The 13,373-nt window shown below is 63.3% G+C and carries 13 protein-coding genes; 5 read left to right on the plus strand and 8 right to left on the minus strand.

What is annotated here, in order from left to right; all coding sequences use genetic code 11:
- Nucleotides 1–69: 69 nt before the first annotated feature.
- Nucleotides 70–1,221: an aminotransferase class V-fold PLP-dependent enzyme gene (locus JQ624_RS07600; RefSeq protein WP_212418247.1), complete on the minus strand. Its 1,152-nt coding sequence runs from the start codon at nucleotides 1,219–1,221 to the stop codon at nucleotides 70–72.
- A gap of 255 nt (nucleotides 1,222–1,476) precedes the next feature.
- Here JQ624_RS07600 and yghU point away from each other — a divergent pair, with 255 nt between their 5' ends.
- A complete protein-coding gene (gene yghU / locus JQ624_RS07605) occupies nucleotides 1,477–2,370 on the plus strand; it encodes a glutathione-dependent disulfide-bond oxidoreductase (protein ID WP_212418248.1) in 894 nt (297 codons plus the stop codon).
- A gap of 24 nt (nucleotides 2,371–2,394) precedes the next feature.
- Nucleotides 2,395–3,150: an alpha/beta fold hydrolase gene (locus JQ624_RS07610; protein WP_212418249.1), complete on the plus strand. Its 756-nt coding sequence runs from the start codon at nucleotides 2,395–2,397 to the stop codon at nucleotides 3,148–3,150.
- Nucleotides 3,151–3,238: 88 nt separating this feature from the next.
- On the opposite strand, the gene JQ624_RS39495 is transcribed toward JQ624_RS07610, so the two are convergent.
- The 6 genes from JQ624_RS39495 to JQ624_RS07640 form a co-directional block, all read right to left on the minus strand.
- Nucleotides 3,239–3,961, minus strand: coding sequence for an N-acetyltransferase (locus JQ624_RS39495; protein WP_312014388.1), 723 nt, complete (start codon nucleotides 3,959–3,961; stop codon nucleotides 3,239–3,241).
- A gap of 29 nt (nucleotides 3,962–3,990) precedes the next feature.
- A complete protein-coding gene (locus JQ624_RS07620) occupies nucleotides 3,991–4,608 on the minus strand; it encodes a flavin reductase family protein (protein ID WP_212418250.1) in 618 nt (205 codons plus the stop codon).
- Between the two features lie 100 nt (nucleotides 4,609–4,708).
- Nucleotides 4,709–5,176: a hypothetical protein gene (locus JQ624_RS07625; RefSeq protein ID WP_212418251.1), complete on the minus strand. Its 468-nt coding sequence runs from the start codon at nucleotides 5,174–5,176 to the stop codon at nucleotides 4,709–4,711.
- 12 nt (nucleotides 5,177–5,188) lie between these two features.
- Nucleotides 5,189–6,463: an acyl-CoA dehydrogenase family protein gene (locus JQ624_RS07630; RefSeq protein WP_212418252.1), complete on the minus strand. Its 1,275-nt coding sequence runs from the start codon at nucleotides 6,461–6,463 to the stop codon at nucleotides 5,189–5,191.
- A gap of 314 nt (nucleotides 6,464–6,777) precedes the next feature.
- Entirely contained in the window at nucleotides 6,778–8,118 is a 1,341-nt protein-coding gene (locus JQ624_RS07635) for an amidohydrolase (protein ID WP_212418253.1), read from the minus strand.
- 130 nt (nucleotides 8,119–8,248) lie between these two features.
- Nucleotides 8,249–8,629 carry a VOC family protein gene (locus JQ624_RS07640; RefSeq protein WP_212418254.1) on the minus strand — a complete coding sequence of 127 codons (381 nt, stop codon included), beginning with the start codon at nucleotides 8,627–8,629 and terminating at the stop codon, nucleotides 8,249–8,251.
- A gap of 325 nt (nucleotides 8,630–8,954) precedes the next feature.
- On the opposite strand from JQ624_RS07640, the gene htpX reads away from it, so the two are divergent.
- Entirely contained in the window at nucleotides 8,955–9,896 is a 942-nt protein-coding gene (gene htpX, locus JQ624_RS07645) for a zinc metalloprotease HtpX (RefSeq protein ID WP_212418255.1), read from the plus strand.
- Between the two features lie 706 nt (nucleotides 9,897–10,602).
- Here htpX and JQ624_RS07650 read toward each other — a convergent pair.
- Nucleotides 10,603–11,382 (minus strand): SDR family NAD(P)-dependent oxidoreductase, encoded by a 780-nt coding sequence (locus JQ624_RS07650; RefSeq protein ID WP_212418256.1) that lies wholly within the window; start codon nucleotides 11,380–11,382, stop codon nucleotides 10,603–10,605.
- Between the two features lie 167 nt (nucleotides 11,383–11,549).
- Between JQ624_RS07650 and JQ624_RS07655 the strand changes: the two genes are divergently transcribed.
- Entirely contained in the window at nucleotides 11,550–12,341 is a 792-nt protein-coding gene (locus tag JQ624_RS07655; protein ID WP_212418257.1) for an enoyl-CoA hydratase/isomerase, read from the plus strand.
- Entirely contained in the window at nucleotides 12,338–13,327 is a 990-nt protein-coding gene (locus tag JQ624_RS07660) for a phosphotransferase family protein (RefSeq protein ID WP_212418258.1), read from the plus strand. Before JQ624_RS07655 ends, JQ624_RS07660 begins: the two co-directional genes overlap by 4 nt.
- The last annotated feature ends 46 nt before the right edge of the window (nucleotides 13,328–13,373 follow it).

The following is a 13,373-nucleotide window of genomic DNA, read 5'->3' on the forward strand; positions in this document are numbered from 1 at the left end:
GAGGCATGGATTGCTTCGCTTCGCTCGCAATGACGGGAAATGCATGCGGCGCATGACGGAGCTGACCAATTATCCCCGCAGCCGCCGCGTCAACACTTCAACAAAGCGGTCGACATCGGCCTCGTCATTATAGACGTGGGGCGAGATGCGCATGCGTCCCAGGCGCGGTGCGACATAGACGCCTTCGCCGGCCAGTCCCTCGACCAGGCCCGCGGGCATTCCGCCCTTGAAGGCGAGGCTCAATACATGCGGCGCCCGCAGATGAGGCTCCGGCACGCTGACGCCGATGCCGCGCACGGCTTGCGCGATCCGCTCCGTCAGCATCGCGAGACGTTGCCCAATCGCCGGCGCTCCCCAGTCAGCCATCATCTCCATGCCGATCGAGGCCATCTCCATCGAGATGAAATGATCGCGCTCGCCCATGTCAAAGCGCCGCGCATCGGGAACGTAACTGAGATCCGTGAAATAGACCGCGTTCTCGGCGCGCACGTTGCGGCGGCCGGAGGCGGTCTGCTCGAGCGGGATGCCGCCTTGATGGCGTTTGGCAACATAGAGAAAGGCGCGGCCGTAAGGCCCGAGCAGCCATTTGTAGGTCGGGAAGATCACAAAATCCGGGTCGAGACGCTTCACGTCGGTCGCGAGGACGCCGGTGCTGTGCGTCGCGTCGATGAGGAATACCGCGCCCTGTCGCCGCAGTGTCGCACCGACCTTGTCGACATCGATCAATCCACCGTCCGACCAGTGCACCGAGGAGATCGAGGCCAGGCTGACCGGCGGTGCGCCGGATCGCTCGATGCTTTCGAGAACCGCCGACGTCCAGTCGCCATCGTCAGGTTGCCGAACCGTCTCGACGGTGAACCCTTCCGCGTCGGCCCGCGTCTGCCATTCGAGCACCGGCGAGGAATGATCGTTCTCCAGCACGATCACGCGCGTGCCGTGGGCGATCGGCAGCATCTTCGCGGCGGTCGCAACGCCGTAACTGATCGAGGGAATCAGCGCGATATCGGAGGCCTCGGCATTGATCAGCCGGGCGGCAGCAAGGCGCGCGCGTTCATGCTGTTGGTTGGCGAAGGAGGCCTCGAGCGTCCACGGCGTGCCCTTGCGGAGAACCGCGGCGCGACCGGCCTCCAACGTCCGAAGCGGCAGCGGGCTGTAGGATGCGGCATTCAGGTAGCAGATCTGGCGCGGTATCTCGAACAAGGCACGCTGTGATGGGAGCATCTGGATGGTCTCTTTGGTAGCGATATATCCATTATGGCCGATCTCGACTGCGCCAGCCACAGGAGCATTGCTCCGAGTACACCCGCCACGCCGTGCGATTATGGCAGGCGCAGCATGACGCATTCCTCCCCTGATTTTTGCGCGCTTTGTGTTTTGTTGCGGTGCTGATACGAAACCGTAACATGGATTGCGCCGGCCGCCGCGCGACAGATCACTTAAACCGCGAGATGGCCGAAGAAGCCTGGAGCCAGACCAATGACCGACGCCCCCGTCACCGATCCCACAGCTTACGAACCGCCAAAGGTCTGGACCTGGAACAAGGCAAGCGGCGGCCGCTTCGCCAGCATCAATCGCCCGATCGCAGGCCCGACGCACGAGGCGGAACTGCCGGTCGGCCGGCATCCGTTCCAGCTCTACTCGCTGGCTACTCCCAACGGCGTCAAGGTCACGGTGATGTTCGAGGAGCTGTTGGCCGCCGGTCACAGCGGCGCGGAATACGATGCCTGGCTGATCAAGATCGACGGCAACCAGTTCGGCAGCGGCTTTGTCGCGATTAACCCGAACTCGAAAATCCCGGCGCTGATGGACCGCAGCGGGCCGACACCGATCCGGGTGTTCGAGTCCGGCGCGATCCTGGTGCATCTCGCCGAAAAGTTCGGGGCCTTCCTGCCGGCCGGCGGCCAGGCGCGGGCGGAATGCCTGTCATGGCTGTTCTGGCAAATGGGCAGCGCGCCGTTTCTCGGCGGCGGTTTCGGCCATTTCTACGCCTATGCGCCGACCAAGATCGAATATGCCATCGACCGCTACGCCATGGAGGTGAAGCGCCAGCTCGATGTGCTCGACCGGCGTTTGGCCGACAACGAATTTCTCGCAGGCAGCGAATACACGATCGCCGACATGGCGACCTGGCCGTGGTACGGCGCGCTGGCCAAGGGCCTGGTCTACGGCGCCGGCGAATTCCTGTCGGTGCACGAATACAAGAACGTGCAGCGCTGGACCGACGCGATTGCAAAACGCCCCGCCGTGAAGCGCGGACGCATGGTCAACCGGATCTCGGGCGATCCGGCGAGCCAGTTGCACGAGCGGCATGACGCGTCCGATTTCGACACCAAGACGCAGGACAAGATCGGCGAGCCCGCGAAGACGTAAAGCGCCGGCAGGGGGAAAACCGCGATGAGCTTTTTCGAAAAGGGCGCTGTTCGCATCCATTATGAGGAAGCCGGCTCCGGCTTCCCGCTGCTCTTGATCGCCGGCGGCGGCCTGAACTCGAACATCTCGAGGATTACCGGCGACTATCCGCCCTTCAACGCCATCAAGGAGTTCGGCGACGAGTACCGCTGCATCGCCTTCGACCTGCGCAACGCGCCGCCCGGCCAATCCTCCGGTCCGCTCGAGATCGAGCGCCCCTGGGATTCCCACACCGACGACCAGCTCGCGCTGATGGACCACCTCGGCTTCGAAAAGTTCATGGTGCTGGGTTTTTGCATCGGCGGTCCGCTGATCTGGAATCTGCTCAGGCGCGCGCCGGAGCGGGTGGTGGCGGGCGTGCTGGCGATGCCGTCAGGTTCGCGTCCCGAGATGCGTGACTGGTTCTACGACAACAACATGACAGGCTGGGCGCCGGAACTGACAAAACGCCGGTCCGACATCACGATGGAGATGGCCGAAAAATTCCTGACGAAAATGTATCGCACCAATCCGGATTTCGTCTTCACGGTCACGCGTGATTTCGTGCGGAACTGCCAGACGCCGGTCTTGATCCTGCCCGACGACATCCCGGCGCATCCTTACGCGGTCGCGATGGAGAGCGCGATGCTGGCGCCGAACGCGGAAGTGAGTTTGTTTCCGTGGAAGGAGCCGAAAGAGCGGGTACCGCTCGCGGTGCGCCAGATCCGGTCTTTCCTGCGCGCGCACCGGCCGGTGCCATAGCCCGTAGGATGGGTGGAGCGAAGCGATACCCATCAATGCCGGTGTGTGTGGCGATGGGTATCGCTTCGCTCCACCCATCCTACGTCTACTAATCCGGCAGCGTCTCTCCGGAGCCGCCGAGATCGGCGGGCAGATCGCTGTACTTGGGCAGTCCGTCTTTGACCGAAAGCGTCTTGCTCGCATAATTCGCATGCAGCGTCGGCTCATGCGTGTAGCCCCGCAACAGATTGGCGTAGACATCGGTCAGCCGCATGCGCGGGTGCTCCGTCATGATGTGGCCGCCGCAGACCTTGCAGAATTTCCGATAGGAATTCTCGGTCTTGTGGTAGGTCCCGATTTCGGATGCGCCCTTGGTGACGCGCACGTCGCCCGACTTCCACAGGCTGAAAGCATTGATCGGCGCGGCCGACCAGGCCTGGCAGTCCGCGCAATGGCAGTAGCCGGCAAAAACCGGCTTGCCCGTTACCTCGACTTCGACCGCGCCACAGAAGCAGCCCGCCTTGTAGGTTGCCGTGTTCGTGCTCGCCGCCTGGCCGGGCGCGAGCAGATCGTCGTACCCGGTATGCTTGGACATGAAGTTGCGGATGAAGTCGCATTCGACCGTCAGCCTGCGCCCTTGCGTGCGTACCGCCTCCAGCGTCGCCCGCGCGAGTTTTGAGCCGACGCCCTTGCCGCCGAGTTCCGGCGGCACCTCGGTATGAACCAGCGTTATCGCGCCGGGTGATTTCCGGTAGGTGACGAAGGCGTTGTGTCCTTCGACGTCGAGTTCAAATCGTTCGCGAGCCTCGTTGTCGCGGAAGTCTTCGGCCATCTGCTCATCCCTTCATGCCGGCGTTCCGTTCAGCGCGCGACGGCTCCCTCGGCGGGCGGAAACACCACGCGATCATCCGTCCGGCAGTAGCGGTCCGCGAACATGCGGCCGATCGGGTGATAGCGCTCCATATGCACGCGCATCGCGGCGTGGTCCCACAATTCGTCGCGGATGTGGAAATGGATGCCTTCGCCCATCACCAGGAGCCGGTCGCCGTTGACGTCGATTTCCTTCCAGGTCTTGCACTCCATCGAAAACGGCGCATCCGCCAGCCGTGGCACGGCGATCTTGGTCGAGGGCGCCAGTTTGAGTTTGAGGTAATCCGGCTCGCCGATCTCGGGCGGAAAGTCACCGCTGCTCTCATGCATCGCCTGCGCCAGCGGCTCGTCGGTCATGTTGACGACGAACTCATTGGTCGCGCGGATGTTGATCACGGTATCCTTGACGCGGCCGTCGGGGCGCAGATTGGCGGCGAACATGCAGAGCGGCGGGTCCTCGCAGAACACGTTGAAGAAACTGAACGGCGCAGCGTTGACCACGCCGACAGGTCCTATCGTCGTCACCCACGCGATCGGCCGCGGCAGCACGAACGAGGTCAGCACCTTGTAGCGCTCGCGGGGTTTTAAGTCGCTGGGGTCGTATTGCATGCAAGGGGCTCCGCGTAAGGTGGGCAAAGCGCAGCGTGCCCACCATTCAGCGCGGGTGCAAGTCGTGGTGGGACATGGCGCCTGCGCGCCTTTGCCTGTCCTACGACAGCCGAAGCCATAAACGCAGAACGGTCCGGCTCACATAGGCTGAAGCCAGTCCCGCCGCTGCAAGCGCCAGGATCAATCCCGCAGGTGGAACGGCACGGTCGCCAAACCGGTACCAGGACTCAAACGAAAGATAGCCCGCTAACGCCAGGGCCGCCAATGCAGCGCACAGAATCATCAAACCGGGACGGATGCGCGCCTGCGCTGGATTGCAATAGACGGGGAAGCAGGCAATCGAGCCGAGGGCGCTCGAGAGGATGGTCATGCGGACCAGTTCCCTGACGGTGACGTGCGTGGCGGCGCGCGTCACCCGGCCAAGGGCCTCCGTCAGGCCGTTATGGAAAGCTTTCTCGACGAAGCCTATGGCCACGAATGTCGTGCAGATCACAATCGCGCTGATCGCCAGACATAGCGCCATCCTGACCGGGATGGCGCTACGCCAGGATTTCTGTTGCGCGATCACGTGCTCCCGTCGCTACGGCATGCTCAGTTCGTGCCGGCCGACCACCATCCAGTGCACCTCGTCCGGGCCGTCGGCGAAGCGCAGATGGCGGACGTCCTGGTACATTTCGCCGAGCGGGCTCCATTGCGAAATGCCGGTGGCGCCGTGCATCTGGATCGCCTGGTCGATGATCTTGCAGGTGCGCTCCGGCACCATGGCCTTGACCATGCTGACCCAGATCCGCGCCTCCTTGTTGCCGAGTACGTCCATCGCCTTGGCCGCCTTCAGCACCATCAGCCGCATCGCCTCGATCTCGCAGCGCGCCTGGGCGATGATCTGCAGATTGCCGCCGAGATGGGCGATCTTCTTGCCGAAGGCTTCGCGGGTCAGCCCGCGCGACACCATCAGGTCGAGCGCCTTTTCCGCCTTGCCGATGGTGCGCATGCAGTGATGGATGCGGCCCGGTCCGAGGCGAACCTGCGAGATTTCAAAACCGCGGCCTTCGCCGAGCAGCATGTTCTCCTTCGGCACCCGGCAATTGTTGAAGCGCAGGTGCATGTGCCCGCGCGGCGCGTGGTCGTGACCGAACACATGCATGGGCCCGAGGATTTCGACGCCGGGGGTGTCGATCGGCACCAGGATTTGCGACTGCTGCTTGCTCGGCGGCGCATCGGGATTGGTCTTCACCATCACGATCATGATCTTGCAGCGCGGATCGCCGGCGCCGGAGATGTAATATTTTTCGCCGTTGATCACCCATTCATCGCCGACGAGTTTCGCCGTCGTCGAAATGTTCTTGGCGTCGGATGAGGCCACGTTCGGTTCGGTCATCGCATATGCCGAACGGATCTCACCTGATAGCAGCGGCTTCAGCCACTTCTCCTTCTGCGCCTTGGTGCCGACGCGCTCCAGCACTTCCATGTTGCCGGTATCCGGCGCCGAGCAGTTCATGGTTTCCGAGGCCAGCGGATTCTTCGCGAGCTCCACCGCGATATAGGCGTAATCGAGATTCTTCAGGCCCTGACCGGTCTCGTCATCGGGCAGGAAGAAATTCCACAGCCCTTCCTCCTTGGCCTTGTCCTTGGCCTTCTGCAGCACCGCGAGCTGCTCCGGCGTAAAGCTCCAGCGGTTTTCCTTGCTCTCGCCAAGCCGCATGAACTCGACCGACATCGGGTCGACGGTTTCGCGGATGAATTTCTTGACGTGCTCGTAGAGCGGGCGGACCTCGTCCGACATGCGCAGATCGTTGAGTTCTTCGCCCGGATTGAGATTGTAGGTCGTCGTTCGCGGGATGTAGGCGTGTTTCACGGATTATTTCCTCCCATTTGCGCAAGAACGTTCGCCTTGCGGGCGCGCTCGGCTCGTTGGCCGGCAATGTAGACGCGGGGAAGGGGCTTGTACAAGCGCGCCAGGGGGACGCGATTTTCCGCCTCATGGCAAGCCATACTGCGCGAACCCTCATGGTGAGGAGGCGCCTTGGCGCCGTCTCCGGACGGTGCATCGCATCGCCGGGAGAACCATGAGACCACAGTCGGGCCTTCATCCTTCGAGACGGCCGCAATGCGGCCTCCTCAGGATGAGGTCTGACACGCCGTGATTGGTGAATTACGTTCCCGCCTCGCTCATTTGTGCCGGGCCTTCTGATCGAAGGCACTGAGAACAGCGAGTGTCATCGCGGTAATCCCGGTCTCGATGGTCGGCTTCGGCACCGGCGCGAACAAGGGCGAGTGGTTGGCCGGCAACTGCGGACCTTCGCCCTCGCGGGCGGCAGCGACCCGCTCCGGCTCGTAGACGCCGATTCTGAAGAACATCGAGGGCACGCCGGCGTTGATGAACTCCGAATAATCTTCGCTGGGCGTGACGGGCGGTATTGGCCTGAGCTTGTCGCCGAACGCCGCTTTCAGCACTTTTTCTGCCGTGGCAACCACGCCGGGATCATTGATCACGGCCTTGATGCCCTCGGTGATCGTGATCACCGGCTCCGACGCATTCGACATGGCGGCGACCGCCTTCGCTGTCCGCTCGATACCAGCGAGCATCTTGGCGCGCACCTCCGGCTTGAAGCTGCGGATGGTGCCCGTCAGCACCACTTCGTCGGGAATGATGTTTTCCGCGGTGCCGCCGTGGATCGCACCGATGCTGACAACGCCAAATTCGGTCGGATCCTTTTCGCGGCTGATCACACTCTGAACATCGACGACAAAGCGCGCGGCCATCATCACGGGGTCAATAGTTGCCTGCGGCGCCGCGCCATGACCCCCGCGGCCGCGGAATTTGATGTAGAGGCTGTCGTAGTTCGAGGAGCCGGCCCCGACGGTATAGAGCACGGTGCCGTAGGCGAAGGCGCCATTTGCGTGCAAAGCAAAGCCGAAATTGGGTTTTGGAAATCGTGTGAACAGGCCCTCCCTCAGCATCGCCATGGCGCCCGCACCAACTTCTTCCGCCGGTTGGGCGATGAACATCAGCGTGCCGCTCCACTGCTCTTTCAGGCCAAGCAGCGTCTTCGCCGTTCCAACCCAGCGCGCCATGTGGATGTCGTGGCCGCAGCTATGGGCGACGAATACCTCCCGCCCGTTCCAGCTGGTCTTGTCGCGGCTCGCGTAGTCGAGGCCGGTCTTCTCTTCCATCGGCAGGCCGTCGAGTTCGGTGCGCACCATGATGGTGGGCCCGTCGCCGTTCCGGTAGATGGCGACCAGCCCGGTCTTGCCGACATTCTCGGTGACGTCGAAGCCGAGCGCGCGCATCTCCGCGGCGAGCCTGGCGGCGGTTTTCACCTCCTGAAAGGCAAGTTCGGGATGGGCGTGGAGTTCCTTGTAGAGCGCGTCGAGCTTCGGATAGTCGCTCGCGAGCGACGTCTCGATCGCCTTCCTGAGATTGATAACGTCGAGCTCTGCGTGGGCCGGCAGCAGGCTGGCCACAACCAGTGCGGCGGACGCCACCAGGGATTTGACAGATGGATTCATGGCGTGGCCCCCTTGATTGCGTCGCGCGCTCAGTGCGTAGGGTGGGTTAGGCGAAGCCGTAACCCACCGCCCCCGCAAAGAAAGATGGTGGGTTACGCTGCGCTAACCCACCCTACGACGTACGAACTGCCTACGTTGCCATCCGGTGCATCGCGCAGATTTTATTGCCGTCGAGATCGCGCAAATAGGCGAGGTACATTTTGCCCGCAGAGCCTTCGCGAATGCCCGGCGGATTTTCGCAGGTGGTGCCGCCATTGGCGATGCCCGCCGCGTGCCAGGCATTGGCCTGCTCGGGAGATTCGGCAGCAAATCCGATGGTACCGCCGTTGGCCGGCGTCGCCGCCTGGCCGTTGATCGGCTTCGTCACCGAGAACACGCCGGTCTTGGTGAAGTAGAAAATACGGTGGCCGTCGACCTTGGCCGGCCGGACGCCGAGCGTGCCGAGCAGTGCATCATAGAACGCCTTGGCCTTTTCCAGGTCGTTAGTGCCGATCATCACGTGCGAAAACATTTCTTCAATTCCTCCCCAGTTTTTTCGGACGAACAGCCGCGATTGCTGCTGCGCTTACGCAAGGAACAACCCCGCCCGCTACCCGTTGCCGGCAATGTAGACGGCACCATTGGCGCTGCACAAGCAGGCGATGGGCAACCGGAAGGCCCGGAAGCCGCCCGCGTTGCCGGCAGATTACGGTTCGGTAATCCGGCCCGAGAGGGTGGTTTCCGCCGGTCAGCGCGGCGCCTCGACGCACCCCGGCATCTTGAAGGCGGGCCGGGGAAATCACTACTTCTGGGGTGCCAACTCCCGGCCTCCGGCCGCGGACGGCAAGGAGACGACAATGAGCTATTTGAAGACTGCCATTCTTCTGGCCGGTCTCACCGGCCTCTTCATGGGCGTCGGCTATCTGATCGGCGGCGCCAGCGGTGCCCTGATCGCGCTCGTGATCGCGGCTGCGACGAACCTGTTCGCCTATTGGAATTCGGACCGCATGGTGCTGTCGATGTACGGCGCCCATGAGGTCGACCGCAACAGCGCGCCCGATCTCGTCCACCTCGTGGCCGAGCTGGCCGGACGCGCCGGCTTGCCGATGCCGCGCGTGTTCGTGATGGACGAGGCGCAGCCCAATGCGTTCGCCACCGGCCGCAATCCGCAGAATGCGGCGGTCGCCGTGACCACCGGCCTGATGCAACAGCTCAGCCGCGAGGAGCTCGCCGGTGTGATCGCGCACGAGCTCGCGCACATCAAGAACCACGATACGCTGCTGATGACCATCACCGCGACGATTGCCGGCGCGATCTCGATGGTTGCGCAGTTCGGCATGTTCTTCGGCGGCCACCGCGACAACAACCAAGGACCCGGCATCATCGGCTCGATTGCCATGATGATCCTGGCCCCGCTCGGCGCCATGCTGGTGCAGATGGCGATCAGCCGGACCCGCGAATACGCCGCCGACGATCTCGGTGCGCGCATCTGCGGCCAGCCGATGTGGCTGGCGTCCGCGCTGTCCAAGATCGCCAATGCCGCGCATGTGGTCCCGAACCCGGAAGCCGAGCGCAATCCGGCGACCGCGCACATGTTCATCATCAACCCGCTGTCGGGTCACGGCATGGACAACCTGTTCACGACGCACCCGGCGACGGAGAACCGCATCGCCGCGCTGCAGCAGCTTGCGGCGGAAATGGGCGCGCGCGGCGGCATGCCTTCCCTCAGCGCCCGCGCCAACTATCCGCGCCGCAGTCCGTGGGGCCGGCGGTCGGCCTCGCGCGGGCCATGGGGTTGAGTTGTCATTCCGGGCTCTCGCTTCGCAAGCGCCGGAATGACGACCGCAAGATATTGTACCTGCTCGACAGGCAAATCACCCAGAAGTCTGTCCAGCCCCTTTTGCAAAAATATTCTGCTTAACGCGCAGGCCAAATCAGCCGCATAACTCCGCGCGTCTCACGGCAGATGAGGGGCGTCGGCCATCGTCACGAACGTGCAGTGAGATGCGATGGACGCGGATGCCATGACTGACGAGAGTGGCGGATGCGTACGGCGAAGTCGTGTGGTCCTGACGCCGCGGTGCTGGCGTCAAGTTCCTGGGAAGCAAGCTTCTCAGGGATGACGGTGGCAAAAGAGCCGCTCACCGGGGAGAGCGCGCTATAAGCCGTAAAGCCATTGCGCAGGGAAGGCCGGAATGCTCCCGCTGGACCTGTATGCTCGTGTGCGCATCTTTTGTGCACATTGCACACGAGACCGCGGGTGCAGCGCGCACCCGGTCTTCCCTGCGCCCTCTGTCCAAGAGGGCGACAACGAAAATGCAAACCTCGGGCGCAATGCGCCTCGAGATCGCGAAGGCATATCCAGCCGTCATTCCGGGGCGCGCGCAGCGCGAACCCGGAATCCATCACGCCGCGGAACAGGTAGCGAAATGGATTCCGGGCCTGCGCCAAGAGGCGCATCCTCAGGTGCGCAATTGCGCACCGGGGAATGACGAATGGAGAACCTCAAAACGCCGTATACCCCCCATCGATCACAAAACAATCCGCCGTATGATATGACGACGCCTTGCTCATGATGTATACGGCGATGCCGCCAAAATCCGTCGGCTCGCCGAAGCGGCGCATTGGGATGCGCGGCATGACATTGGCGACGAACTTGTCGTTCGCCATGATGCCGGCGGTCATGTCGCTCTTGATCCAGCCGGGCAGGATTGCATTCGCGGTGACGCCGTGGCGCGCGAGCTCGACGGCAAGCGCGCGGCACAGCGCGTTCAGCGCCGCTTTGGTGCCGGCATAATGCTCATTGCGCGCGGTGCCGAACAGCGACGCCAGGCTGGAGGTGGCGACCAGCCGGCCGAACTTGTCGCCGGCCTCGGCGCGTTCGGTCATGTGGCGAGCGGCAGCCTGGAATACATGGAAAACGCCGTCGAGGTTGGTCGCGAACATTTTTCGCCATTCCTCCTCGGTGCGGTCGATGAAGGCGCGCCGTCCGCCGCCGCCGATGCCGGCATTGGCGAAGCAGCCATCGACCCGGCCGAACGTATCGAGGGTCGCTTGCATCGCCGCCTTGACGGAAGCGGGATCGGAGACGTCGCAGATTTGGGTGTCGACCTTGCCGGGCCCGGCCGACATGGTCGCCGCCGCGCTCTTGTTCTTCTCCGCGTTGCGGCCCCAGATCGAGACGTTGCAGCCTTGCGCGTTCAATGCCTGCGCGATGCCAAGCCCGATGCCGCCGTTGCCGCCCGTGATGACCGCCGTGCGGCCGGTGAGGTCAAAGATGCTCATTGGATGTTTCCATTTGCTTTGGGGCGCGCGATAAGGAGTGCGCCCGGTGGCGGGCAGATGTTCCGATGCAACCATGGACAACGGCATCGAGAAAATCAAATATGGGTCGAGACATCAGGATCTTCCGCGCAGCGAAATAGCGCGTAAACACAAGTCATGAGGAAGCAATGCAGTTCAAGCACGTCACGCTCGATTTCGATGGCCCGGTCGCCATTCTCAAGCTCGACCATCAGGAGGTCATGAACGCGGTCTCGATGGACATGCTGGGCGGTCTCGGCGAAGCGCTCGATGCGATCGACGACAAGCGGGAGGAGGTGCGCTGCCTCGTGCTGACCGGCGCGGGACGCGCGTTCTGCACCGGCGCCAATCTGCAGGGCCGCAACAACCAGAAGGCCGGCAAGAGCAACGCCGGGCAATCGCTGGAAATCGGCTTTCATCCGTTCCTGCGGCGGCTGCGCAGGCTGCATTGCCCGATCGTGTCAGCGGTCAATGGCCCCGCCGCCGGCGCCGGAATGAGCTTTGCATTGATGGGCGACATGATCGTATGCGCGCGCTCGTCCTATTTCCTGCAGGCATTCCGCCGCATCGGCCTGGTACCGGATTGCGGCTCGACCTGGCTGCTGCCGCGGATGATCGGCAAGGCGCGCTCGGTCGAACTGTCGCTGATGGGCGAACGGCTGCCGGCGGAGAAGGCGCTGGAATGGGGCCTCGTCAACCGCGTCTATGACGATGCGGTGCTGATGGAGGAAGCGATGAAGCTCGCGCACGATCTCGCCAACGGGCCGACGATCGCGCTGTCGCTGATCCGAAAACTCTATTGGGACAGCCCGGAAAATTCCTTCGAGGAACAGCTCAATCTCGAATTCGAGTCGCAACGCATCGCGGGCGCGGCGGAGGATTTCAAGGAAGGCGTCAGCGCGTTCCTGGAAAAGCGTCCGGCCAAGTTCAGGGGCAAATGATCGAGGACCAACTCGGACGCTGCGTCGCCTCCTGGTATCCGGGGGCGACCGGCGTTGCTGGGGCCGCAAAACTTTCCGGCGGCGCCAGCCAGGAGACCTGGACGTTCGATATCGTTCACGCGGGCGGAAGCACCGGCGCCATCCTGCGCCGCGCGCCGCCGGGCTACGGCGCGTCGCCGGGACGGGCCGCCGGGCTCGATGCCGAGGCGACGCTGATGCAGCTCGCGCATGACGCCGGCCTGCCATCGCCACGGGTGATGCATGTGCTGAAGCCGGAGGACGAACTCGGCACTGGCTTCATCATGCAACGCATCGAGGGTGAGACCATTGGGCGCAAGATTCTTCGCGATGAGCAGTTCGCCAAGGCGCGTCCGATACTGGCGCGGCAACTCGGCAGGGTGATTGCGGGTATTCACGGCTTGCCGGCGTCAAAAATGCCAAAACTTCGCGAGATGACGGCGACCAAAGAGATCGCCGACCTCGAGCGGGAGTACCGCAGCTTCAACTGGCCGCGTCCGGTGTTCGAGCTGGCGTTGCGCTGGCTGCGCGAGCGCGATCCCGGGCCATCGAAAGATGTGACGCTGGTGCATGGCGATTTCCGCCACGGCAACCTCATCATCGGACCCGATGGCGTGCGCGCGGTGCTGGATTGGGAGCTCGCGCATTTCGGCGACCCGATGGAGGACCTGGGGTGGATCTGCGTCAACTCCTGGCGCTTCGGCGAGATTGACAAGCCGGTCGGCGGTTTTGGAACGCGCGAGGAATTGTTCGCGGGCTATGAGGAGGCCGGACGGAGGGTCGATCCCGCGCGCGTGATGTTCTGGGAAGTGATGGGCACGCTGCGCTGGGGCATCATGTGCTGCGGCATGATGCAGCGCTTTCGCATGGGGCCGGATCATTCGATGGAGCGCGCCATGATCGGGCGGCGTTCGTCGGAGACGGAAATCGATTTGCTGAGATTGCTTGCTCCGAGAGGAGGGGCATGATCCCGAAAAGTGTGAAGCGGTTTTCGGATCGGATCATGCCCAAAAT

The organism is Bradyrhizobium sp. AUGA SZCCT0283 (assembly GCF_018130385.1).
Taxonomy (GTDB): domain Bacteria; phylum Pseudomonadota; class Alphaproteobacteria; order Rhizobiales; family Xanthobacteraceae; genus Bradyrhizobium.